A 22,871-nucleotide genomic window follows, 5' to 3' on the forward strand; every position below is an offset into this window, starting at 1 on the left:
AGTTTGTTGATAAACCTCCGAGGCGGCCTCGTCCTTCGAGACGCGAGCTTCTCTCGCTCCTCAGGATGAGGCCTAAGTGTTTGATGCAGAAGTGTTTGGCGTAGATGCAGAAGCCCTTCATGCTGAGGAGCCTGCGTAGCAGGCGTCTCGAAGCACGAAGGGCGTCACCGCCACTTTATCAACGCTTTGCCCCCATTCACTTGCCCTTGATGATGGCCGCCGCCCGATGCGCCTCGGTGATCGCGCTCTCGACGGCCGGCATGCCCTGGCCGTCGGAATGGGCCAGGAGGACATTGCCATAGCGCTTCGGCAGCGCGCGCACGGTTTCGACGATCCCAGGCGCCGGGATGAGATGGTGATGCCCCCAGCGCGTCAGCCGCACTTCGGCGAGGCGCGTCCCTGAAAAGGCCTCGGGCAGGAAGCGCCGCAGCTCCGCCACGATGGGCGCGGCCAGCGCCGCCCCGTCGCCCGCCAGCAATTGCGCGCGCCCCAGGCGCGGGTCTTTGAAGGGGGCATAGACAGTCAAAACCCCGTGGTCCTTCGGCCGTCTCGCGCCAAGCGCGGCGCCGGCGTCGACGGCGTCGGTGACGCGCTCGGCCTCCGGCGTCCAGCTATCGAAGGCGCCGGGCGCCATGGCGCCCTCGAAGCAGCAATTGGCGACGAGAAAGCTCCCTTGCCGCTGGCGCGTCATCGCCGCTTTGGCCGCGGGGTCGATCCCCCGCAGGACGCGCGCCGCGAAGAAAAAGGGCGCGGCGAGCACCACCCATTTGGCGGCCACGCAGCGGGGCTCTCCGGGGTTTTCGGCGTCGAACCAGGCAACGCGGGCCTCGCCCCCGTCGCTCGACGGCTCGACCGCGAAGACCGCCGCGCCGGTTGCGATACGGCCCGCTCCGACGCTCGAAACCCGCGCCGCCATCGCCTTTGCAAGCGCAGCGTTGCCGCCCGGAAAGGCGTAAATCCGGCCGGCAAGCTCGGTGAGGAAGTTCAATCCCACATAGGCCGAGACTTCGGCGGCCGGCGCGCCCATTGCCGAGCGGCTGAAGGCGTCGAGATAGGGGAGGAGGGCGGGGTCGATCTGCTCCCGAAGGAGAAACTGGCGCAGCGTCAGCCGGTCGAGCGCCAGCGCCGCGGACGGCGCCGCCTCGATCGGCGTTTTGGGGAGATCGGGGCTCGCCACGAGCTTTTCCACCAAGCCGCGCAGTCTCTCGAAGGGGCCACGCAGCGGCCCGGCGAGAGCGTCGGCGGAGCCGTTGGCGATGACGCGATTCTCAGGCTGCGGGACGGGGCGCGGCGTCAGTCCCAGCGCGTCGTAGAAGGGGCCGAAGGGTTCGGCGACATCGACGAAATAAGCCGAGCCCAGCGCATAATCGATGTCGCGCCAGCGCCCGGATTTGGCGGCGCCGCCGGGCTCCGTCTCGCGCTCCAGCAGCAAAATGTCGCGGTCGCGCAGCAGGGTCGCGGCGGCGAGGCCCGCGAGGCCGCCGCCGACGATGGCGACCTCGACCCGCCGCTCGGGCGCGGGCGCCGGCCGGTCCCAACGACCGTCGCGGATGGCGTGCATGGGCGCGAAACTGTCGCCCGTCCATGCGCCAATCCGGTAGCCCGGCTCGGCGCCCGCGCGCGCCGGCGCAAGCGCGGCGGCGCCCAAAAGTCTAATGGTCTGCCGGCGAGTCAGCATCGGCGCCTCCCAGGCGAGCATAGGCCCGCGCGGCCCGCCGGTTAACCCTCGCCATTGACAGGGCGCGGCCGGAACTGGTCTATGCAGGCGACCGGCGCGCCTCATGGCGCTCGCTTTCGCAAAGGATGCTGAGACTGTTGCTCGCCTCGATCCCGCCCGCCTATATCGCCCCCTTCGAGCGGGCCTGGCGTCACCGGGAGCTTATTCGCGCCGTCGTGCGGCGGGAATTCATCTCGCGCTTTCGCGGCTCTTTCCTGGGGCCGGCCTGGGCGGCGCTCTCGCCGCTGGTGATGCTGCTCACCTATACGACGCTCTTCTCGATCACCGTGCCGCAGCTTTCCGCCGGCATGAGCGTGACGGATTACGCCAGCGGCATCTTCATCGGGCTAATCGTCTTCAACCTCTTCAGCGAGCTCGCCTATCGCGCGCCGATCCTGCTCCATGAGCATGTGAATTTCGTCAAGCGGTCGATCTTCCCGAGCGAGACCATCGCCTGGACCGCGACCATCCGCGCCTTCACCTATGCCGGCGTCGCCTTCGGCGTTTATATCGCCTTCCGCCTGCTGACGGCGGGGAGCGTGCCGCTCACCATCGTGCTGACGCCGCTGCTCGTCGTCCCCTTCTTCCTGTTCATTCTGGGCGTCGTCTGGTTCCTGATGGCGCTCGGCGCCTTCACGCGCGACGTTTCGCATATCATGGCGTCGATCGTTCCGGTGCTGATGTTCGCGACGCCGATTTTCTATCGGCTCGACCAGATTGCGCAGATGTCGACGTCGACGGCGATGTGGCTGCGCCTCAATATCGTCGGCGACTATATCGAGATGCTGCGCGCAGTGGCGCTCGACGGCTATGTGCCGAACGTCTTCGGCTATCTGCTCGTCGTCGCCGTCTCCTACGCCGTGTTCATCGGGGGCTACCAGTTCTTCATGCGCTACAAATCGGTGATTGTCGATGTCATCTGAGCCGGCCATTCGCTGCAAGGGCATCGGGAAAGCCTTCCAGCTCTATGCGCATCAGAACGACCAATTGAAGCAGATCCTCTTTGGCCTGTGGAAGACCTTCTACAAGGAGAAGTGGGTCCTGCACGACATGACCTTCACGGTCGAGAAGGGCGAGCGCGTCGGCATTCTCGGGCGCAATGGCGCGGGCAAGACGACGCTGCTGCAGATCATCTGCGGCATCACCATGCCGACCAAAGGGGAATTCGAGGTAAAGGGGCGCATCGCGCCGATCCTCGCTTTGGGCTCGGGGTTCGACGGGCTGCTGACGGGACGTGAGAACGCGCGCATCGGCGCGGCGATCCTCGGCCTGTCGCGCCGGGAAGTCGACGACTGCATCGAGGATATTGCCGCTTTCGCCGACATCGGCCCGTTCTTCGAGCAGCCGATGCGGACCTATTCCATGGGCATGATCGCGCGCGTCGCCTTCGCGATCTGCGCCCATGCCAAGGCCGATGTGCTCATCGTCGACGAGGCGCTTTCGGTCGGCGACGAAATCTTTCAGCGCAAATGCGAGAAATATATCGCTGACTTCAGCCGGACCGGCACGATCCTGATGGTCTCTCATGATCTCGATTTCCTCGAGAACCTCTGCGACCGCATCCTTTGGCTGGAGCAGGGCGTGGTCAAGGAGATCGGCGACCCCAAGCGCATCATCGCCGATTATCGCGCCGCGATGCTGGCCGAGGAAGCTCAGGCGGCCGGCGCGGCGTAGCCGGCCGTCGCCGTCGGCGCGGGAGCGTCGAAGCGCTTGGCGCGCGGGCTATAATTCAGCCGGCCGATGAGCCAGGCCGAGACGCCGATCTCGACGCCCATTGCGGCGACCAAGGGAATCGCGAACCAGGCGCTGATGCGCAGCAGCGATTCCAGCCCCACCAGAAAACCGATATGCGCTGCCGGAATGGCGATGATCGGCAGGCTGCCGGCCGCGCCGCGCCGACCTGTGATATTGCCGAAGGTCAGGGTCAGCGCCATGGCGAGTAGCGCGTGCGCGAGCGCGAGCGCCGGCGCGCCGAAGCGTTTCGCCGCCTCCGCCATCCACTCGCCGAACTGGCGATGATCCTGCTTTGCGAGCTTCATGCTGGCGAGGAATTCTCCCGCCGACAACTCGTAAACGCCTTTCCAGCCGCGATCGGGCAGGGAGCTGCTGCCCTGCATGGGAAGCGCCATGGCGTATTCGTCGAAATTGGCGATCCGCACCTCATTGCTCGTGACCGAGCGGGTCTGGATGCTGCCATTGGAGAGCGCGACGATGACGCCCGAGTCGTTGCGGCGGAATTCCGCACGCGCGGCGGTGATCGTTTCTTCTTCCATCTTCTCGATGGAAATCTGCCGGATGAACAGATTGGCGGCGATGTCGGGCGTGATCCAGCGCTCGATGTAGAGCGTCTTCACGCCATTCGAGAAAGTGTAGAAATGCGCCGCGTCGAGCATGCGGTGGTTGAGCGAATTGCGGACGACGTTCAACACGTCCTGCATGTTGCTCGAATAGTGGGGGGCGATGATGTTGGCCAGAATGTAGCCGAGCACAACGACGCCCGCCGCGAGCGACAGCGTCGGACGGCAGATCGACCAGACGGAAAGTCGCAGCGCATAGAGCACGGCGATCATGCCTTCGCTGGCCATGCGCGAGAATTCGAGCGCGGCGCCGACGCCGATCGCCATCGGCAAGGTCATATAAGCGACTGTCGGCGTGACGCCGACCAGCGCCGGGATAACGAGCCCGCCGCGCACGGCCGCCGGCGGCAATTGGTAGAGCAGATAGGAAAGAACGACCGGAACCGACAAGGCGAGCTGAACGATCAGGACGCTGAAGCCCACGCGCTTGAAGAGATAGAAAAAGAGGAGGCGGGGCATGGGTTATTGCCGCTTTGGCGTTGTGCCCGTCATTGCGAGGAGCGTAAGCGACGAGGCAATCCAGAGCCACATCGCGGCCCCTGGATTGCTTCGCTTCGCTCGCAATGACGGGTAAAAGATCACGGCGCGTCGTCCTGCAGCGCTACTTCTTGAACCGCGCCCAGGCGGCCTTGGAATATTGAGTCCAGGCTGGATCGAAGACGCCGCGCGCGGGCAGCGCGACCGCGCCGGCCCAGTGGGCGAAATAGATCTCCTTGCCTTCGTAATCCACCGGCTTGCCGTCCACGAAGGTTACGCCCGGCGCCTTGTAGAAGCTCTCATGCGAGGCTTTCTCCACCACATTGGGCAGCAGCTCGATCTTGATCCCTCGGCGATGGGTGACGAAGTTCACCAGCGGCTGCGCGAAAAGCTGGCCGCGCTTGCGCACATCGTGGAAAATCTCGGCGTCTTCCTTCATCGTTTCGATGAAGTCGGAGAGCTTGAGATATTTGTTCGACGTGACCCAGAAGCCGTCGTTGAAAAGCAGCGCGTCGTTCAGGAAGGCGTAATTGCTGCGCCTGTCGTTGTAGACATATTCGAAGCTCGGCGAGGCGACGATGAATTCCCTTTTGCCGGCTTCGAGCCTGCCGAAAATGGGCGTGAAGTCGCGAAACAGAATGACGTCCACATCCACATAAGCGACTTCGTCGAGCGGCAAAGCGAGCGCCTGGAGCTTGCGCAGGCGCCGGCGGTTGTTGTTGAAAAAACCCGGATAGAGCTCATGGGAGAGCTTGTCGATCTCGACCGGCTCCTCGTCCACATAGGTCGCGCCGTAAACATCGGCGGCGCGGCGGGTCATTTCGACATTGTCGTCGTAAGGAATGAGATAGATCGGCAGCGACGAATTGGTGTCGCGGTAGCTCTCCAGGAAGGGCAGCAGCCAATCGATGATTTTGTCGTTGCCGACGATGGCGATGCCATAGCGCTTGGCGGGCGCGGCGGCGCCGGTCTCTGACTCCGGGGCGCGCAGGGGTGGATTCGAAGGTCGAAGGCTCATATAGGGGGTGTACTTGTAAAATTCGGGCAAAAGCAAGGGGGCGGTCGATTGGGGCAGATTTCGGAGACGCCGCCTTCCGCGCGGCCGCTCGCCGGGAAGACCGTCGCCGTCGTCCACGCCGCCTGGCACAGTTGCGGCAGCTATCAGGTCAACGTCAGTCAGATCGCCGCCTATCAGGCGCTTGGGGCGCGCGTGCTATCCATCGCGATGATGGACGCGCTGACCCCGCCGGCGCCGGATGGCGGGCGCTGGCCGTCCTATCTCGCCGCTACCCGCGACATCGGCGCTGATCGCCGCTATTTCTGCGGCGCGCCGAACGCCGCTCTGGCTTCGCGGATGCTCCTCGATGGCTGGTGGCGCCTCATCCATGGCGATCAGGCGTCATGGCTGATCGAGATCGCCAAGCGCGTCCCGGTCCCGGACGATCTCGAAGCGATCGATCTCTTTCACGCCAACCACTATTTCACGCTGTCCTTCGTCGAACGATTGAAACGGGGCAGGCGGGTTCCGGTGATTCTGGAGACGCAGGACATTCAGGCGCGGCAATATGTGCTGCGCAATCAGGGCGGCTTTTTCATTCCGCCTTACGTTGGCTACGATGAGATGCTGGCGGTCGAACTCGATTGGATGCGCCGCGCCGATCTCTGCGCGCATCTCAATGAGGAGGAAGATCGCGACTTTCGCGCGCTTTTGCCGCAGGCGCGTCATGCGCTGATTTACCCGGCCGTACTCGAAGTGCCGCGCGCGGCGGGCGGCGAGATCATCATCGTCGCGAGCGACAATTACGCCAATTACAAGAGCCTGCGCTGGCTTTTGCAGGAAGTCGTCCCACGCGCCCACGGCGCCCGCGTTGGGATCTACGGCAATATCGACGCGGGCGTGAAGCAGCGCGATCCCGCGCTCTATGAGGCGCATCGCGCGTTGTTCCGGGGGCGGGTCGAGAATATCGGCGCAGTCTACGCCAAGGCGGGCTGCGTCCTGCTGCCGACGGTCGAGGGGCATGGCCTCTCCATCAAGGCTGTGGAGGCGCTCTCCTGCGGCGCGCCTCTCATCGCGACGCCGCTTGCTTTTCGCGGCATGAAGGTCGATCCGTCAGCCCTCTCGAATGTCTCTCTGGCCGAGGACGCCGAGCAATTCGCCCGGCTTTGGCGCGAGGCGCAGGCGCGCGCCGACGCCGGCGAAACGCCCGCGGCCGCAAGCGACACGCGTAAGTTCTACGAGGAGGTCTTCAGCCCGCAGGCCTACGCGCGGGCGCTGGCGGCCGAGCTGGAAAGCCTTCCCCTATGAGCGAACTCTCTCTCGCCGGCCGGCGCGTGGCGCTCATCCATCCGGCCTGGCATTCCTGTGGCACCTATCGCGTCGTGCTCGGACAGATCGAGGCTTACCGGGCGCTCGGGGCCGAGGTGCTGCCGATCGCCATCAGCTCCGACCCCGGTTTCGTCCCTGGCCGCGCCCGGATCTGGAAGGGCTTTACCGAGGCCACGCCCGAGCTTGAGTCTGGCCCGCGCTATTACGGCGGCGCGCCGTTCCACGCCATGCTCGGCCCGCGGTTCCTGACGCAGACGCTGTGGCCCTATATCCACGGCGATCAGGCGGCGATTCGATTGGGGATGGCGGAGCGCGCCGCGCTGTCGCCGCTGGTCGAGGCGCAGGACTACGACCTCATCCACTGCAACCACTTTTTCCTGATGCCGGTGGCGCGGCGGCTGGCGCGGGGGCGCGCGCCGATCTTACTCGATACGCATGATCTGCAGGCGCGGCAGTTCGCGCTCATCAATGAGCGCATGCACTGGCTTTCGCCGCGCGCGACCTATGAGGCGATGTTGGCGCAGGAGCTTTCGGCGATGCGCGGCGCCGATCTTCTGCTGCATCTCAATGCGCAGGAGGCGGAGGACTTCCGCGCGCTCCTGCCCGAGAAGCGCCACGCGCTGCTTTACCCGCCGACGCCCGCCGCGCCGACGGGCCCTGGCGGGTCCGACATCGTCATCGTTTCCAGCAACAACACGGCCAATGTCGAGAGCCTGATCTGGTTTCTGCGCGAGGTCGCGCCAAAAGCGCCGGGCGTGACGGTCAGGATCGCCGGCAGCGTCGACGCCGGGGTGCGCGCCCGCGCGCCCGAGCAATATGCGGCTTATAAGGACTGGTTTCTGGGCCGGGTCGACGACCCCGGCGCCGTCTACGCCGGCGCCAGGCTTGTCCTGTTGCCGACGATCAGCGGAACCGGGCTGTCGATCAAGACGGTCGAGGCCATGTCGAGCGGTCTGCCGCTCATTGCGACGCCGCAAGCCCTGCGCGGCATGGATCGCGACGCTCTCTCGCTCCCCGGCGTGACGCTCGCCGAAACCGCGGAGGATTTCGCCGCCGCGCTGCGCTCGGCCGCCGCCATGACGCCGCAGGACGATTCGCAGCGCAGCGTGAGCGCGGCCCGCATTTATTACGAGACCCGCTTCTCGCTTGCCGCCTATCAGCGCAACCTTGGCGCGCTGGCCGCTCCGCTCCTGGGGCGTCCTCTTAATGTTTCCTGATAAAAATCAGATGATTGTATGAAAGTGTGACTCCACGGCAACGCGGCCGGTAAATTCGCCGAACAGGGCGCGCGCGTAATTTCTTCATCAGTTATGCGGTGTTACTTTTGCGACATGTTGCTGCGCCGGAGACCGGGCGGCCTTGCTCTTGGAGACTACATATGAATTTTAAGGCTGCGGTTTTTGGCGCTGCCGCGTCGATCCTGTCTTTCGGCGTTGCGACCGCCGCGGATCTTCCGAGCTATAAGGCTCCGCCGCCGCCCCCGCCGGCAATTGGCTTTGACTGGACCGGATATCATCTCGGCATCAGCGGCGGCTATGGCGCCGGCTCGACCGGCTATCTGTCCAACGTCACCGCTTTTGGCCCGACTCCGGTCGTCAACTGGAACAATGTGGCGACCAACCTCGGCACGAGAGGCTATCTTGTCGGCGTGCAGAGCGGCGCCGATTGGCAATTGCCGAACCGTATCGTGCTCGGCTACGAGTCCGAGTTCAACTACGCCGATGTGAGCAGCAACGTCACCGGCGGCTGGAATTGGGGCAATCAACTCTACAGCCGCCTGCGCTGGTACGGCGCCGAACGTCTGCGTATCGGTTACGCCTTTGGCCGGTTCATGCCCTATGTTACGGGCGGCCTCGCCTATGGCCAGTTGCACGTCAGCGGCGTGGACAGCGTCGCGGGCTATCTCTTCCCAACCTCGGCCTCGAGCTGGCAGGCCGGCTGGACGGTGGGCGCGGGCTTCGAATACGCGCTGTTCGACAAGATCAGCGTCAAGGCCGAATATCTCTATTCGAGCCTGCAGGGCACGCATGGCTCGGGCCTGGGCTACCCCAACGCCTACCGCACCTTCACCGGCAATGGCTTCGACACGCATATCGCGCGCATCGGCGTCAATTACCGCGTCAAGAACCTGGGCGCTCTGATCGGCATGCCCGATCTGGGGATTTAATCCCTCCACGACCGCTTCGAGGAGAAGCCCGGCCCAGGCGGCCGGGCTCAGTTTGTTGACAAACCTCCGAGGCGGCCTCGTCCTTCGAGACGCGAGCGTCGCTCGCTCCTCAGGATGAGGCCTAAGTGTTTGGCGCAGTAGCAGAAGCTCCTCATGCTGAGGAGCCTGCGCGGCAGGCGTCTCGAAGCGCGAGGGGCGTTACCACTACTTTGTCAGCAGCCAGAGCCCGGCCCAGGCGGCCGGGCTTTTTTGATTCTCGACGCCGCGCGCCGATGCGTTATTCTTATGCCCATGATCCGACCATCGCCGATTGTTCCCTCCGCATCGGGCCTGTCGTTGCTCACCGACCGTTCGCGGGAAATCTTTCGGCAGCTCGTCGACAGCTATCTGGCCACGGGTGAACCTGTCGGCTCACGGCAGATCTCGCGCCTTCTACCCATGACCTTGTCGCCGGCCTCGGTTCGCAATGTGATGCAGGACCTCGAGGAGCTTGGTCTCATCTATGCGCCGCATACCAGCGCCGGACGCATGCCGACCGAGCTCGGTCTGCGCTTTTTCGTCGATTCGCTCTTGCAGATCGGCGATCTCGAAGAAGCCGAGCGCGCCCGCATCGCGGCGGAGGTCGAGGCCGCATCCAAGGATCACGATCTCGAAGGCGTGCTGGCGGAGGCGACGGGTCTGCTGTCGGGCCTGGCGCGCGTCGCCGGAGTCGTCGTCGCGAGCAAGGAGAATGTGCGCCTCAAGCAGATCGATTTCGTGCGGCTGGAGCCGGAGCGCGCGCTCGCCATTCTCGTCGCCGACGACGGTACCGTCGAGAATCGCGTCATTCCCGTTTCGCGCGATCTGCCAGCTTCGGCTTTGATCGAAGCGGCGAATTATCTCAACGCGCGCATTATCGGCCGCACGCTGGCGGAGGCGCGCGACGGGATAGAAGCCTCGCGCCGCGCCGCGCAGATGGAACTCGACGAATTGACCGCGCGGCTCGTTCAGCAGGGGCTTGCGAGCTGGGGCGGCGCGCCGAGCGACAATCGCCAGCTCATCGTGCGCGGCCAGGCGCATCTTCTCGAAGATTTGACCGCCGCCGCCGATCTCGAGCGCGTGCGCCTGCTATTTGCCGATCTCGAAACAAAGACCGGCGTGATCGATCTTCTGGAGCGCGCCGAGCAAGGCGAGGGCGTGCGGATTTTCATCGGCTCCGAGAACAAGCTGTTTTCGCTCTCCGGCTCGTCGATGATCGCCGCGCCTTTGCGCGACAGCGAGCGGCGCATCATCGGCGCGCTCGGCGTCATCGGCCCGACGCGCCTGAATTACGCGCGCATCGTGCCGATGGTCGATTACACCGCGAAGATCGTCGCGCGCGTCGTCGGCGGCGCGTAACACGCGCATTTCGGTGTCACCGCCGTCATTGCGAGGAGGCGGAGCCGACGAAGCAATCCAGGGCCGCATCGCCGCCCTGGATTGCTTCGCTTCGCTCGCACTGACGGGCTCTGAGTAAAACCGGCGCCGGGAATGACACGCGCCGATGCGAGCTGTTCAGACGGAATGGCATCAGTCCTTCTTCGACTGTCCGCCATGCTCCTTCATCCCTTGCTCGGAGCGATATTCCCTGCCTTGCTCTTTGCCTTCGTCACGAGCGCTTTGCTCCCGTTCGCGATTCTTCTCCATGCCTTGACGCTCATGGTGTTTATCGCGGTCGATCCCGCCGCGCTCGTCATCCCAGCGGCCATACCGGTCACGATCGCGATATTCGCTGCGCTCGTCACGTTCGTCCCGATCGTAATCGCGACGGTAACGGCGGTAATCATAATCTCCATCGTGATGGCGATAGCCGTGCCGCCAGCCATGGTCGTGATCGTCATCCCAGTATCCGCCGCTGTGGCGCCGGTAGGACCACCAGCAATCGCCGTCGTCGTCGCAGATGCGAACGCCATGCGCTTGCACAACGCCGCCATCCTGACCGGCGGGCGCGAGCGGCATGGCCTTGGAGGCTGGCGCCGCAAGCGCGACTGCGCCGGCGGCCATGGAAGCGAGCAAGAGAAGCGTCTTCATAGATTCGTCCTTTCCTGCTGAAGGCAGGCCATTTCCTCCTCATGCGAAGAGGCGCCTGCTATCTGTCGCGCGCCTCCGCGCTTTCAACGCGCGCTGGGAGGACCGCGAGCCTTCCGGCTCGCTTCACAGTTGCGCGCCCGAAGGCGCGCGATCCAAAATAAAAAGGCTCGCGGTTGCGCCGCGAGCCATGTGTCACGCGCATTTCCGCGCTCAGCGCCAATCGTCGCGATCCCAGTCGTAGTCGCGATTGCGCCAGTGATCACGGCGCCATCCGCCGCCGTAACCCCAGTGATCGCCGCGCCATCCGCCGCCGTAGCCCCAGTGGTCGCCTCCGTAACCCCAGTGATTGCGAGTCCAGAAGCAGCGGCCATGTTCGCAGATCATGACGGAGTGCACGTTTTGCGGAGTGACGCCCGGGGCCTTTAGCGGCGCCAGAGTCATGGCGGAAGCGAGCGGCGCAACGGCGACGACGCCGCCCGCCACGAGCGTAGCGAAGAAGACTGACCTGATTTTCATCTCTCATCCTTCCATGCAGGAAAGAGCAAAGCGCGCATAAGCGCTTTGTGGTCAGTGCTATCTGTCGCCGGGGTACGTAGTTTCAACGGCTGGCCCCCTCCCCAACCCTCCCCCGCCAAAGCCCGTCGAAAGACGGGCGTCTTTCGACGCCCTATGGCGGGAGAGGGAGTAGAGCGTAGCCTGCATCGACAACGCTGATCGCGAGCGTCCCCTCTCCTGCCAAAGCCCGTCGAGAGACGGGCGTCTTGCAGACGCCCTATGGCGGGGGAGGGACAGGGAGGGGGCGATTCCTACTCGGCAATCTTCAGAGAAAACTCTGCGGATCGACGTCGATCTGCACACGCACGCCGCCACGTTCCTTCGGCGCCGCCGCAATGAGATCGCGCAGGAAGCACTGCACGTCGGCGCTACGCGGCGCCTTCACGAGCAGACGGTAGCGAAAGCGGCCGCGAATGAGCGCGATCGGCGCCTCGGCCGGACCGAGCATCATGATCTCTTCGGCCTCGGGCAATCCGCCGAGCGCGGCGACGCGATAGCGCGGAGACGTCGGCAATTCATGCGCGGCGCGCGCCAAGGCGCGCGCATGCGCTTCCGCCGTGGCCGCGTCCTTGCCCGAAACGATAAGCGCCGCAAGGCGCCCGAAGGGCGGCAGTCCGGCGCGTTCACGCAACGCGATTTCCTGCGCGTAGAATTTTTCCGCGTCGCCAGAGAGCAGCGCGGCGATGACCGGATGCTCGGGCTGGAATGTTTGAATGAGCGCGCGTCCCGGCTTATCGCCGCGTCCGGCGCGGCCGGTGACTTGGTTGAGCAATTGAAAAGTGCGTTCGGCCGCGCGCGGATCGCCGCTGCCGAGCCCCAAGTCGGCGTCGACGACTCCGACCAATGTCAGATGCGGAAAGTTGTGGCCTTTGGCGACGAGCTGCGTGCCAATGACGATGTCGAAGGCGCCTTTGGCGATTTCGTCGAGCTCGCGTCGCAGCCTCTCGGCGCCGCCGGGAAAGTCGGACGAGAGCACGAGAATGCGCGCGTCGGGAAAGAGCGTCGCGGCTTCTTCGGCGAGGCGCTCGACGCCGGGGCCGCAAGCCGTCAGCGAATCTTCGGCCCCGCATTCCGGGCAAGTATCCGGGCGCCGCTCGGTATGGCCGCAGTGATGGCAGACGAGGGCGCGGCGGAAGCGATGTTCGACAAGCCAGGCGTCGCATTGCGTGCAGCGAAAGCGATGGCCGCAATCGCGACACAGCGTCAAAGGCGCATAGCCGCGCCGGTTGAGAAAGAGCAGCGCCTGTTCGCCGCGCGCAATGGTTTCGCCCATCGCTAGCGCAAGCCGCGGCGCAATCCAGCGTCCACGTTCTGCGCCTTCCACGCGCATGTCGATCGGCTCGAGCAGCGGCATGGTGCGGGAGCCGGCGCGCGCATGTAGCCGCAAATGGCCGTAGCGTCCGCGCTCGGCATTGACGCGCGTTTCGATCGAGGGCGTCGCGGAAGCGAGCACGATCGCTGCGTTCTCGATACGCGCGCGCACCACCGCCATGTCGCGCGCGTGATAAGAGGCGCCGTCGTCCTGCTTATAGGCGCCTTCATGTTCTTCATCGACGACGATGAGGCGAAGGTCGCGGAAGGGGAGAAACAACGCCGAGCGCGCGCCCGCGACGACGCTCAACTCCCCTGTCGCCGCCGCGCGCCAGATGCGCGCGCGCTTGCGCTGGGAGACGCCCGAGTGCCATTCCGCCGGCTTTTCACCGAAACGCGATGCGAAGCGCTCCAGAAATTGCGCGGTGAGCGCGATCTCCGGCATCATCACGAGCGCTTGGCCGCCGTCCTTCAAGGCGGCGGCGATCGCCTCGAAATAGACTTCGGTTTTGCCGGAGCCAGTGACGCCTTCGAGCAGAAAGGGTTTGAACGCGCGCGCATGCACGGCGTCGGTCAATGCGTCTGCCGCTTCGCGTTGCGCGGGCTCCAGAATGGGCGCGGCGAATTCGGGGTCGAGCGCGCGCGCGACGGGCTCCGGCGGCGCTGCAATTGTCTCTAACGCGCCTTCGTCGACGAGTCCGTCGATCACGCCCGTCGAGCAGGCGGCGGCCTCGGCGAGCGCCTTCTTGGAGAAAGCCATGCCGCCTTGCGCCGCCTCCAACACGCGCGCGCGTGTGGGCGTGAGGCGCTCAGGCTTTTTCCCGCCCGCGCGATAGAGCGTGCGCAATGTATCGGGCGCGGCTTCCTCCGCGGCGCGGGTTGCAAGGCGTAGCGCCATGCCGCGCGGCGTCAGCGTGTAGCGCGCGAGCCAGTCGATGAAGTCGCGCAGCTTCTGCGAGAGCGGCGGGCGGTCGAGACGCGCGATGACGGTCTTGAGATTGCCGCGCGGTCTTTCGGCGTCGTCCACGGACCAGACCACGCCATAGGCCTCGCGCGCGCCGAGCGGAACTTTGACGCTGTCGCCCGGTTGCAAACCGAGAGCGGGCGGGGCGAGATAGGAATAGGGCGTGTCGACGGCGACCGGCGCCAGCACGTCGACGGTCTGGGCCCCTTTCGATTCATCCTGCGCCGCGCTCATGGCGACGGCTTAAAGCATCTCATGCGCCGCCGGAAGCCGCGGAACGAAGCCCGCTCCCTGTGGTTGCTCCTGCCGGAGACGTTCTCGGGAGGCCAGCATGACGAAGGTCCTGGACAGCAATTGGTCGCAGCTCGGCGTTTCGGCGGTGACGACGGGCACTGTCGCGGCGCTCGTCTCGGCGGCGGCCCTGGCGGCGCTCGCCAAGGCCGAGGGGAAGGGGGCGTTGCAGCCCTTGAACGCCACGAGCCATTGGGTTCAGGGCGACGCGGCGGCGAAAGTCGAGGCACCCACCGCGCGCAATACGCTGGTGGGCTTCGCCACCCACCACCTCTCTTCGGTGCTATGGGCGGGGTTTTTCGAGGCCTGGCTGGCGCGCAATCCGCCGCGCTCGATGTGGGAGCTGCTGCGGGACGCCTTCGGTATGTCGGGAATCGCGGCAGCCGTCGATTATGGCGCGACGCCGCATCGCTTCACGCCGGGTTGGGAGCTGGCGCTCTCGAAGAAGTCGATGGTCGGTTCTTATATTGCGTTCGCCTTCGGGCTTGCGGCCGGGGCGCTGGTTTCCGCGCGGGCGCGAGAGGCGGGGCAGGCGGCATGGAACGAGACGACGCCGCTCTTGCGCGGTTGAGCAGGCCGTCGCGCCTTGACCTTCCGCCTCCCGGTCCCTATCCCTAAAACGAGCCAGTCGGCCGGACGGCCGCTGCGTCATGCAGAGGAAAGTCCGGGCTCCACGGAGACACGGCGCCGGATAACGTCCGGCGGGGGCAACCCCAGGGAAAGCGCCACAGAAAGCAAACCGCCGGGCTTCACGCCCGGTAAGGGTGAAAGGGTGCGGTAAGAGCGCACCGCCTGAGCGGCAACGCTTCAGGGCATGGCAAGCCCCGCCGGGAGCAAAACCGAATAGGGGCGACTGAAGGCTCTCAAAGCTTTCGACCCGTCTCCGGGACGTCGCCCGGGTTGGTTGCTCGAGGCGGTCGGCGACGACCGTCCCAGAGGAATGGCCGTCACGCGGGGGTCGGGAAACCGGCCAACGCCATACAGAACCCGGCTTACAGGCCGACTGGCGCCCGGTTTTTTGGGCGGGCCGTCATTGCGAGCGAAGCGAAGCAATCCAGGGCCGCAATAGCTGCTCCGGATTGCTTCGCTCCGCTCGCGACGATGGGCAATTGACGCGAATTCTCGCGGGGGCCGGTAACCCTCTCTTAATACTAACAAAGCTTAATGCTGTTTGGCGCCGGAGGCGGCGCCGCGGCTTGTCCGCCGCTCCGCCGACGCTTTGAAGAACCATGGCCCGCCAACCCGTTTCGCCGCGACGCTTTCGGACCGCGCGTGAGCCTCTCGAGGGCCCGGTCGCGCATGTCCGCCGCGTCGGGGCGAAGGCAATGGCGAATGCGAGGGCGAGCGTGATGGGGAAGGACCGCGGCGCGGATGAGCCGCCAGCCGGGGAAATTCCGGCCCGGCATGTGCCCGTGCTGCTCAATGAGGTGATCGACGCGCTGCGGCCGCGCGACGGCGGGCGCTATCTCGACGGCACTTTCGGCGCCGGCGGATATACGCGCGCACTGCTTGCCGCCGCCGATACGAAGGTTCTGGCGCTCGACCGCGATCCCACCGCCATCGCCGGCGGCGCGGGTCTCGTGGCGCAGGCGCAGGGGCGGCTCACGCTTGTCGAGGCGCGCTTTTCGCATCTCGAAGAGGTCGCGCGCGCGCAAGACTTCGTCCCCCTCGATGGCGTCGTCTTCGACATCGGCGTCTCCTCCATGCAGTTCGACCAGGCCGAGCGCGGCTTTTCCTTTCGCGGCGACGGCCCGCTCGATATGCGCATGGAGGGCAGGGGCGTCTCCGCCGCCGATATCGTCAATGAGGCCGACGAAGAGACGCTCGCGGATATTCTCTATTACTACGGCGAGGAGCGCGCCTCGCGCCGCATCGCCCGCGCCATCGCCCACGACCGCAATCTCGCGCCTTTCACTTCCACCAAGGCGCTGGCCGAGATGATCGCACGCGTCGCGCCGGGGCGGCCGGGCGATATTCACCCGGCGACGAAGAGCTTCCAGGCGCTGCGCATTGCCGTCAATGATGAGCTCGGCGAATTGCTCGACGGCCTCGCGGCGGCGGAGCGCACGCTTGGCCCCGGCGGGCGGCTCGTCGTCGTGACCTTCCATTCGCTTGAAGACCGCATCGTCAAGCAGTTCCTCGCCGAGCGCTCGGGGCGCGGCGAGACCGGTTCGCGCCGCCTGCCCGGCGAAGCCGCGCCGCCGGAAACAAGCTTTATCTGCGAGGGCCGCCAGCCGATCGCGCCGACGCGCGCGGAAGTCGAGGCCAATCCGCGCGCCCGCTCGGCCAAGCTGCGCCACGCGACGCGCAACGCCTCGGCTCCGCTGCCGCTCGCCGACAAGCTCACGCGGCTCGTGCGCCTGCCGACGCGCGAGAAAGGAAAAGTCTGATGCTCCGGCTTCTCAACATTCTCGCGGTGGCGGCGCTGATCAGCTCGGCGGTCTACGCCTATACGATCAAATATCAGACGGCCTATCGCCTGGAGCAGATCACCAAGACCAAGCTCGAGATCAAGGCCGAGCGCGACGCGATCGCCGTTTTGCGGGCGGAATGGGCCTATATGACGCGCCCCGAGCGCCTGCAGCCGCTCGCCGACAAATATTTGCCCGACTTGAAGCCGCTTCAGGTGTCGCAGCTCGTGCCGGCGACGGCCTTGCCGCAGAAGACCCATAGCGACGCGATCGGGGCCAAGCTCAGCGAGATTGGCCTCTCCGCGCCCGCGACGCCTTCGGCGGCGCCGAGCGCGCCGACGACGACGCCCAAGCCGCAGGCCGCCAAGCCGAAGACGGCGACGCCCAAGACAGTCGCAACCAACAAGGCGCCGAGCGCCAATCCGCAGAGCCCGAGCCGCGAGCCCAAAAAGCCATGACAGAGCGTCAGCCCAACTGGGAGCCCACGCCCGAGCCCATGCCGGACATGCTCGAAACGCCGCCGTCGCGTCCGACCAGGAAGCCGTCGAAATATGCGGGCATGATCCGCGCGGTCTTTTCGACAAGCCTTCAGACGAGCGCGTCGCGCATGCGCCTCGCCGCACTCGGCTTCCTCGTCCTTTACGGCGTCATTTGCGCAAAGCTCGTCTATCTCGGCTTCAAGCCGGAGACGGTCCGTCATCCGGCCGCCGAAGCGGTTTCCGCCTCGCGTCCCGATATTCTCGACCGCAACGGCGAAGTGCTGGCGAGCGACGTCAAGGTGATGTCGGTTTTCGCGGAGCCAAAGCGCCTGATCGACAAGGACGAGGCGACGGAGCTTCTCACCGCCGTTCTGCCCGACGTCCCGTCAAAAGAATTGCGCGAGCGTCTTGGCGCCTCGAAGAAGGGCTTTGTCTGGGTGAAACGCGAAGTCACGCCGCATCAGCGCGACGAAGTGTTTCATCTCGGCCTGCCGGGCGTCGGCCTTATCGCCGAAAATAAGCGCGTCTATCCGAACGGACCGATCGGCGCGCATGTGCTCGGCTTCGCCAATATTGACAATCAGGGCATTGCCGGAATCGAGAAATATATCGACGGGCAAGGGCTCGCCGATCTGCATAATCTCGGCTTCGGCGCTACGCCCGACGAGCTTCAGCCGATCACGCTCTCGCTCGACATTCGCGCAACCCATGCGCTGCGCGACGAGCTGGAGAAAGGGGTCACGCGCTTCAAGGCGAAAGCCGGCGCCGCAGCCATATTGGAAGTGAATACAGGCGAGGTGATCGCGCTCGCGTCGCTGCCGGATTACGATCCGAACCATCCGACCGACGAAAACGCCAACGCGCTCGACCTTACCCACATCAACCGCATGAATGTCGGCGTCTATGAGATGGGCTCGACCTTTAAGGCGCTGACCATCTCGATGGCGCTCGACTCGGGCAAAGTGAATCTCGGTTCGCGCCTCGACGCGCGCGGCGCGCTTTCCTTCGGCCGTTTCAAGATCCACGATTATCACGCGCAGAACCGCGCGCTGACAGTGCCGGAGGTTTTCACTTATTCCTCGAACATCGGCACGGCGCGCATGGCGATGGGGCAGGGCGTCGAGAAGCACAAGGCCTATTTGCGCAAGATGGGCCAGCTCACGCGCATGCGCACGGAATTGCCCGAAAGCGCCGAGCCGATCTATCCGAAGAACTGGAGCGAGCTGAACACTATGACCATCGCCTTCGGCCATGGTCTCGCCGTCGCGCCGCTACAGGCGATGATGGCGGTTGGCGCGCTGATGAATGGCGGCTATCTCATCACGCCGACCTTCCTCAAGCGCTCGCAGGAAGAGGCGATGAAGAACGCCGTGCAAGTGGTGAAACCCGAGACGAGCGAGGCCATGCGCTATCTCATGCGCCTCAACGCCGAGATCGGCACAGCTAAAAGGGTCAATGTCGACGGCTATTTCGTCGGCGGCAAAACCGGCACGGCGGAAAAGGTCGTCGGCGGCCATTACAGCAAGACCCGCCTGTTCACGACCTTCATGGCCGTCGCGCCGTCGGACAAGCCCAAATATCTTTTCCTCACCATCATGGACGAGCCGCAGGGTCGGCCCGAGGACGGCGGCTACGCCACCGCCGCCTATAACGCCGGCTTCGTCACCGGCGAGATCATCGAGCGCACCGGCCCGATCCTCGGCCTCGCGCCGCGCTTCGAGCCGCCGCATATGCCCTTCCCGCTGCTCGCCAAACTCGGTTATGGCATGGCCAATGTTCCTGCTGCCGGAGGCCGTGGCCACTGATGCGTCTCTCTGAACTCCTCGCGTTGAGCGACCTCGACCCTTCCATCGGGAACATCGAGATCGCGGGCCTGTCGGCGGACAGCCGCGTCGTCAGCGAGGGCTTTGCCTTTTTCGCCATCCCTGGCCATGCCGGGGATGGTCTTGCTTTTGTGGGGGACGCCAAGGCGCGTGGCGCGGCGGTCGTCGTCGCTGAGCGCGCGGCCGAATGCGCCTTGCCGCTGGTCGTCGTTCCAGATGTGCGGGCGGCCGTGGCGCGCGCGGCGGCGCGCTTCTATCCGCGCCAGCCGGAAACAATCGTCGCGGTGACCGGCACGAGCGGCAAGACCTCCGTCGTCGCCTTTCTGCGCCAGATCTGGGCGGCGATGGGCCATGAGGCGGCCTCGCTCGGCACGGTCGGGGTGGTCGATTCCAAGGGCGCCCATTATGGCGCGCTGACGACGCCCGGGCCTGTCGAATTGCACAAGACGCTGGCTGAACTCGCCGAGGGGGGCGTGACTCATCTCGCGATGGAAGCCTCCTCGCTCGGCATCGATCAGCGCCGCCTCGACGGCGTGCGGCTCGCTGCAGCGGGCTTCACTAACTTCTCGCGCGACCATCTCGATCACCACCGCGACATGGAAGACTATTTCGCGGCGAAGATGCGCCTCTTCGATACGCTGCTGCAGCCCGGCCAGACGGCGGTGACCGACGCCGATAGCGATGTGGCGGCGCGCGTCGCCGCGGTTTGCAACGCCCGTGGGCTGAGCGTCTTCGGCGTCGGCGCCAAGGGCGAGGCCATCATGCTGAAAGACGCGCGTCCGCACGCGCTGGCGACGAGCCTCGACATCAGCCATGCCGGGAAGGACTATAAGATCGAACTGCCGCTCGCCGGCGCCTTCCAGACGTCCAACGCGCTGGTCGCAGCGGGGCTCGCTATCGCGTCCGGAGACGATCCTGCGCGGGTCTTCGCCGCGCTCGATCATCTCCAGGGCGCTCCCGGCCGCCTCGAACTCGTCGGCGCCCGCAATGGCGCGCCGGTCTTCGTCGATTACGCCCATAAGCCCGACGCGCTCGAAAAAGTGCTCGCCACGCTGCGGCCGCTGACCAAAGGCCGGCTGATCGTCATTTTCGGCTGCGGCGGCGATCGCGACAAGGGTAAGCGGGCGCTGATGGGCGAGATCGCCGTGCGCGCCGCCGATGTCGCGATCGTCACGGACGACAATCCCCGAAGCGAGGACCCCGCGCTGATTCGCGCCGCCATCATCGACGGCGCCAAAGGCGCCGGTCCGGCGCAGATCATCGAGATCGCCGACCGGGGGGAGGCCATATCCCAGGCCGTCGCGGGCCTTTGCGCCGGCGACGCGCTCGTGGTCGCCGGCAAGGGGCACGAGACTGGCCAGATCGTCGGCAATCGCATATTGCCCTTTTCCGACCACGAAGCTGTCACGAAAGCGCTGCAGGAGCACAGCTCATGAAGCAGGAACCTCTATGGTCGGGGCTGGCGCTCGTCGGCGCCTTGCAGGCCCGCGTCAGCGGCGCGCTCGCCCGCCAAGCGACGGGCGTCTCGATCGACACGCGCACGCTGCAGCCCGGCGATCTCTTCGTCGCCATCAAGGGCGAGGCGCGCGACGGCCATGAATTCGTCCACGCGGCTTTCGAGAAGGGCGCCGCCGCGGCGGTGATCGACGAAGAACATGCGCGTGCGCTTGCAGGCGCCGGGCCCCTTTTCGTCGTCAAGGACGTGCAGCGTTCGCTGGAGCTTCTCGGCATGCGCGCGCGCGACCGCACCGCCGCCTTCATCGCCGCCATCACCGGCTCGGTCGGCAAGACCTCCACGAAGGACATGACGCGGCTGATGCTGGCGCATTTTGGCGCCACGCACGCGTCGATTGCCTCCTACAATAATCAATGGGGCGTGCCGCTGTCGCTGGCGCGGATGCCGGCGTCGTCGCGCTTTGGCGTTTTCGAGATCGGCATGAATCACGCCGGCGAAATCGCCGGACTCGCCGCGCAGGTGCGCCCGCATGTCGCTGTGGTGACGCGCGTCGCGCCCGTGCATCTCGAGCATTTCGCGTCTCTCGAGGCCATCGCCGACGCCAAGGCGGAAATCTTCGGGGGCCTCGAAGGCGGCGTCGCCATCATCAATCGCGACGACGCGGAATATGAGCGGCTCGCAGAGGCGGCTGCGCCTTATGCAGGGCATGTTCTCGATTTCGGCGAGGCCGAAGGCGCGCAGGCGCGGCTGCTTTCTTATAAACAGATCGATGGCGGCTGCGAGATAGAGGCCGAGATTCTCGGCCGGCGGCTTTCTTACCTCATCGGCGCGCCGGGCAAGCACATCGCGCTCAATTCGCTCGCCGCGCTGCTGATCGCCGTTTCTTTCGATCTCGATCTCGAAGAGGCCGCCGCGGCGCTTGTCGATTTCGCGCCACCCAAGGGGCGCGGCCAGCGTGAGACGCTTCCCGTCGACGAGGGCGATTTTACGCTCATCGACGAGAGCTACAACGCCAATCCGACCTCCATGCGCGCGGCGCTGGAGCTTCTTGCCGCGACGGCGCCGAGAGCGGGCGGGCGCCGCATCGCGGTGCTCGGCGACATGCTGGAGCTTGGACCAGAAGGCGGGAATCTGCACGCGGCGCTGGCGGAGGATGTCGCGCACGCCAAGGTTGATCTGCTGTTCACGGCCGGGCCGCTGATGCAGCAGCTCTTCTACGCCGCGCCGGAGGCCGTGCGCGCCGCCCATCGCGCCACGGCGCTGGAGGTCGAAGAGCCCGTCCTCGCCGCAATTCGGTCGGGGGACGTCGTCATGATCAAGGGCTCCAACGGGACGCGCATGTCGAAGATTGTCGCTGCGGCGAAAGCGAAATTCGCGCCCGAGATGGCCAGTTGAGGACTACTGTATGCTGACGCTGCTCGCGGATCTGTCTTATCTCTACAGTCCGCTCAACATCTTTCGCTACATCACCTTCCGGGCCGCCATGGCGGCGGCGACGGCGCTGTTCTTTGTCTTCTTCTTCGGCCCGAACATTATCGCGGCGCTGCGCCTCAAGCAGGGCAAGGGCCAGCCGATCCGCGAGGATGGGCCCGAGTCGCATCTTCTGACGAAAAAGGGCACGCCCACCATGGGCGGGCTGATGATCCTCTCCGGCCTCATCGCCGCGACGCTGCTGTGGGCCAATCTGCGCAACTATTATGTGTGGATCGTGCTCTTCGTCACGGCCTCCTTCGGCGCGATCGGTTTTTACGACGATTACCTGAAGGTGACGAAACAATCGCACGCCGGTTTCTCAGGCAAGGCGCGCCTCGCGCTCGAATTCCTTGCCGCCGGCATCGCCTGCTATCTGATGATGAAAGTGGGGGGCGAGAACATGTCTAACCTCGCCATACCGATGGTGAAAGGCTACGTCGCCTCGCTGGGCCTGTTCTTCATCGTCTTCGGCGCCTTCGTCATCGTCGCCGCGGGCAATTGCGTCAATCTCACCGATGGTCTCGACGGCCTCGCCATCGTGCCGTCGATGATCGCGGTCGGCACATTCGCGATCTTCGCCTATCTCGTCGGCAACTCGATCTTCTCGAATTATCTCGGCGTGAATTACGTCGCTGGCGCGGGCGAGCTCACCATCGTCTGCTCCGCGCTGATCGGCGCCGGGCTTGGATTCCTGTGGTTCAACGCGCCGCCTGCGCAGATCTTCATGGGCGACACCGGTTCGCTCGCGCTCGGCGGATTGCTCGGCGCAGTCGCAGTAGCGGTGAAGCAGGAATTCGTGCTCGTCATCGTCGGCGGACTCTTCGTGCTCGAAGGCGCCTCGGTCATTATTCAGGTCGCTTATTTCAAGGCGACCGGCAAACGCATCTTCCTGATGGCGCCGATCCATCATCACTTTGAAAAGAAGGGCTGGAAGGAGCCGCAGATCGTCATCCGCTTCTGGGTCGTCGCCTTCGTTCTGGCGCTCATGGGTCTTTCGACCCTCAAGCTGAGGTGA

Annotated in this window: 19 protein-coding genes and 1 other RNA gene; 14 read left to right on the plus strand and 6 right to left on the minus strand. The window is 65.4% G+C overall.

Annotated features, from left to right (window positions below):
• Positions 1–196 precede the first annotated feature (196 nt).
• The gene (locus JJT62_RS09055; protein ID WP_202072382.1) at positions 197–1,678 is read right to left on the minus strand and encodes an FAD-dependent oxidoreductase; all 1,482 of its coding nucleotides are present in this window, start codon (positions 1,676–1,678) and stop codon (positions 197–199) included.
• Positions 1,679–1,815: 137 nt separating this feature from the next.
• Here JJT62_RS09055 and JJT62_RS09060 point away from each other — a divergent pair, with 137 nt between their 5' ends.
• Together JJT62_RS09060 and JJT62_RS09065 are read left to right on the plus strand one after the other, a co-directional pair.
• Entirely contained in the window at positions 1,816–2,640 is an 825-nt protein-coding gene (locus JJT62_RS09060) for an ABC transporter permease (RefSeq protein ID WP_202072383.1), read from the plus strand.
• The gene (locus tag JJT62_RS09065) at positions 2,630–3,391 is read left to right on the plus strand and encodes an ABC transporter ATP-binding protein (RefSeq protein WP_202072384.1); all 762 of its coding nucleotides are present in this window, start codon (positions 2,630–2,632) and stop codon (positions 3,389–3,391) included. The genes JJT62_RS09060 and JJT62_RS09065 overlap by 11 nt, the downstream gene beginning before the upstream one ends.
• Here JJT62_RS09065 and JJT62_RS09070 read toward each other — a convergent pair.
• The gene (locus tag JJT62_RS09070) at positions 3,370–4,533 is read right to left on the minus strand and encodes an LptF/LptG family permease (protein WP_202072385.1); all 1,164 of its coding nucleotides are present in this window, start codon (positions 4,531–4,533) and stop codon (positions 3,370–3,372) included. The two genes, JJT62_RS09065 and JJT62_RS09070, sit on opposite strands and share 22 nt — an antisense overlap.
• A 142-nt stretch (positions 4,534–4,675) precedes the next feature.
• Positions 4,676–5,569: a hypothetical protein gene (locus JJT62_RS09075; protein ID WP_202072386.1), complete on the minus strand. Its 894-nt coding sequence runs from the start codon at positions 5,567–5,569 to the stop codon at positions 4,676–4,678.
• Positions 5,570–5,617: 48 nt separating this feature from the next.
• On the opposite strand from JJT62_RS09075, the gene JJT62_RS09080 reads away from it, so the two are divergent.
• From JJT62_RS09080 to hrcA, 4 genes are all read left to right on the plus strand, one after another.
• Positions 5,618–6,856, plus strand: coding sequence for a glycosyltransferase (locus JJT62_RS09080; protein ID WP_210340606.1), 1,239 nt, complete (start codon positions 5,618–5,620; stop codon positions 6,854–6,856).
• The gene (locus JJT62_RS09085) at positions 6,853–8,094 is read left to right on the plus strand and encodes a glycosyltransferase (RefSeq protein ID WP_202072387.1); all 1,242 of its coding nucleotides are present in this window, start codon (positions 6,853–6,855) and stop codon (positions 8,092–8,094) included. The genes JJT62_RS09080 and JJT62_RS09085 overlap by 4 nt, the downstream gene beginning before the upstream one ends.
• 161 nt (positions 8,095–8,255) lie before the next feature.
• Positions 8,256–9,044, plus strand: coding sequence for an outer membrane protein (locus JJT62_RS09090; protein WP_202072388.1), 789 nt, complete (start codon positions 8,256–8,258; stop codon positions 9,042–9,044).
• 291 nt (positions 9,045–9,335) lie between these two features.
• A complete protein-coding gene (gene hrcA, locus JJT62_RS09095) occupies positions 9,336–10,421 on the plus strand; it encodes a heat-inducible transcriptional repressor HrcA (RefSeq protein WP_202072389.1) in 1,086 nt (361 codons plus the stop codon).
• A gap of 171 nt (positions 10,422–10,592) precedes the next feature.
• Here the strand turns inward: hrcA and JJT62_RS09100 are convergent, their stop codons facing one another.
• The 3 genes from JJT62_RS09100 to JJT62_RS09110 form a co-directional block, all read right to left on the minus strand.
• On the minus strand, positions 10,593–11,093 hold the full coding sequence (locus JJT62_RS09100; RefSeq protein WP_202072390.1) for a hypothetical protein: 501 nt from the start codon (positions 11,091–11,093) through the stop codon (positions 10,593–10,595).
• Positions 11,094–11,303: 210 nt separating this feature from the next.
• Positions 11,304–11,609 (minus strand): hypothetical protein, encoded by a 306-nt coding sequence (locus JJT62_RS09105; protein WP_202072391.1) that lies wholly within the window; start codon positions 11,607–11,609, stop codon positions 11,304–11,306.
• Between the two features lie 304 nt (positions 11,610–11,913).
• Positions 11,914–14,157, minus strand: a complete 2,244-nt coding sequence (locus tag JJT62_RS09110) for a primosomal protein N' (RefSeq protein ID WP_202072392.1) — start codon at positions 14,155–14,157, stop codon at positions 11,914–11,916.
• A gap of 97 nt (positions 14,158–14,254) precedes the next feature.
• On the opposite strand from JJT62_RS09110, the gene JJT62_RS09115 reads away from it, so the two are divergent.
• The 8 genes from JJT62_RS09115 to mraY all read left to right on the plus strand — a co-directional run bounded on the left by JJT62_RS09115 (position 14,255) and on the right by mraY (position 22,871).
• Complete coding sequence (locus JJT62_RS09115) at positions 14,255–14,785, plus strand: hypothetical protein (RefSeq protein ID WP_246744791.1); 531 nt, start codon at positions 14,255–14,257, stop codon at positions 14,783–14,785.
• Positions 14,786–14,838: 53 nt separating this feature from the next.
• Positions 14,839–15,225, plus strand: an RNA gene (gene rnpB, locus JJT62_RS09120) — RNase P RNA component class A.
• A gap of 338 nt (positions 15,226–15,563) precedes the next feature.
• The gene (rsmH, locus tag JJT62_RS09125) at positions 15,564–16,604 is read left to right on the plus strand and encodes a 16S rRNA (cytosine(1402)-N(4))-methyltransferase RsmH (protein WP_202072475.1); all 1,041 of its coding nucleotides are present in this window, start codon (positions 15,564–15,566) and stop codon (positions 16,602–16,604) included.
• On the plus strand, positions 16,604–17,083 hold the full coding sequence (locus JJT62_RS09130) for a hypothetical protein (RefSeq protein WP_202072393.1): 480 nt from the start codon (positions 16,604–16,606) through the stop codon (positions 17,081–17,083). Before rsmH ends, JJT62_RS09130 begins: the two co-directional genes overlap by 1 nt.
• 38 nt (positions 17,084–17,121) lie before the next feature.
• Positions 17,122–18,909 carry a peptidoglycan D,D-transpeptidase FtsI family protein gene (locus JJT62_RS09135; protein WP_370568512.1) on the plus strand — a complete coding sequence of 596 codons (1,788 nt, stop codon included), beginning with the start codon at positions 17,122–17,124 and terminating at the stop codon, positions 18,907–18,909.
• Positions 18,909–20,363, plus strand: coding sequence for a UDP-N-acetylmuramoyl-L-alanyl-D-glutamate--2,6-diaminopimelate ligase (locus JJT62_RS09140; RefSeq protein ID WP_202072394.1), 1,455 nt, complete (start codon positions 18,909–18,911; stop codon positions 20,361–20,363). The genes JJT62_RS09135 and JJT62_RS09140 overlap by 1 nt, the downstream gene beginning before the upstream one ends.
• On the plus strand, positions 20,360–21,778 hold the full coding sequence (locus JJT62_RS09145; RefSeq protein ID WP_202072395.1) for a UDP-N-acetylmuramoylalanyl-D-glutamyl-2,6-diaminopimelate--D-alanyl-D-alanine ligase: 1,419 nt from the start codon (positions 20,360–20,362) through the stop codon (positions 21,776–21,778). Before JJT62_RS09140 ends, JJT62_RS09145 begins: the two co-directional genes overlap by 4 nt.
• A gap of 10 nt (positions 21,779–21,788) precedes the next feature.
• Positions 21,789–22,871: a phospho-N-acetylmuramoyl-pentapeptide-transferase gene (gene mraY, locus JJT62_RS09150; RefSeq protein WP_202072396.1), complete on the plus strand. Its 1,083-nt coding sequence runs from the start codon at positions 21,789–21,791 to the stop codon at positions 22,869–22,871.

The sequence above is a fragment of the Methylocystis sp. Sn-Cys genome (genome assembly GCF_016745395.1).
Taxonomy (GTDB): domain Bacteria; phylum Pseudomonadota; class Alphaproteobacteria; order Rhizobiales; family Beijerinckiaceae; genus Methylocystis; species Methylocystis iwaonis.

Coding starts and splice junctions, on each gene's coding strand:
- JJT62_RS09105 (WP_202072391.1), bottom strand. CDS start 11,609: ATGAAAATCAGGTCAGTCTTCTTCGCTACGCTCGTGGCGGGCGGCGTC.
- rsmH (WP_202072475.1), top strand. CDS start 15,564: ATGGGGAAGGACCGCGGCGCGGATGAGCCGCCAGCCGGGGAAATTCCG.
- hrcA (WP_202072389.1), top strand. CDS start 9,336: ATGATCCGACCATCGCCGATTGTTCCCTCCGCATCGGGCCTGTCGTTG.
- JJT62_RS09065 (WP_202072384.1), top strand. CDS start 2,630: ATGTCATCTGAGCCGGCCATTCGCTGCAAGGGCATCGGGAAAGCCTTC.
- JJT62_RS09075 (WP_202072386.1), bottom strand. CDS start 5,569: ATGAGCCTTCGACCTTCGAATCCACCCCTGCGCGCCCCGGAGTCAGAG.
- JJT62_RS09090 (WP_202072388.1), top strand. CDS start 8,256: ATGAATTTTAAGGCTGCGGTTTTTGGCGCTGCCGCGTCGATCCTGTCT.
- JJT62_RS09115 (WP_246744791.1), top strand. CDS start 14,255: ATGACGAAGGTCCTGGACAGCAATTGGTCGCAGCTCGGCGTTTCGGCG.
- JJT62_RS09110 (WP_202072392.1), bottom strand. CDS start 14,157: ATGAGCGCGGCGCAGGATGAATCGAAAGGGGCCCAGACCGTCGACGTG.
- JJT62_RS09085 (WP_202072387.1), top strand. CDS start 6,853: ATGAGCGAACTCTCTCTCGCCGGCCGGCGCGTGGCGCTCATCCATCCG.
- JJT62_RS09100 (WP_202072390.1), bottom strand. CDS start 11,093: ATGAAGACGCTTCTCTTGCTCGCTTCCATGGCCGCCGGCGCAGTCGCG.
- JJT62_RS09145 (WP_202072395.1), top strand. CDS start 20,360: ATGAAGCAGGAACCTCTATGGTCGGGGCTGGCGCTCGTCGGCGCCTTG.
- JJT62_RS09140 (WP_202072394.1), top strand. CDS start 18,909: ATGCGTCTCTCTGAACTCCTCGCGTTGAGCGACCTCGACCCTTCCATC.
- JJT62_RS09135 (WP_370568512.1), top strand. CDS start 17,122: ATGCCGGACATGCTCGAAACGCCGCCGTCGCGTCCGACCAGGAAGCCG.
- mraY (WP_202072396.1), top strand. CDS start 21,789: ATGCTGACGCTGCTCGCGGATCTGTCTTATCTCTACAGTCCGCTCAAC.
- JJT62_RS09070 (WP_202072385.1), bottom strand. CDS start 4,533: ATGCCCCGCCTCCTCTTTTTCTATCTCTTCAAGCGCGTGGGCTTCAGC.
- JJT62_RS09130 (WP_202072393.1), top strand. CDS start 16,604: ATGCTCCGGCTTCTCAACATTCTCGCGGTGGCGGCGCTGATCAGCTCG.
- JJT62_RS09055 (WP_202072382.1), bottom strand. CDS start 1,678: ATGCTGACTCGCCGGCAGACCATTAGACTTTTGGGCGCCGCCGCGCTT.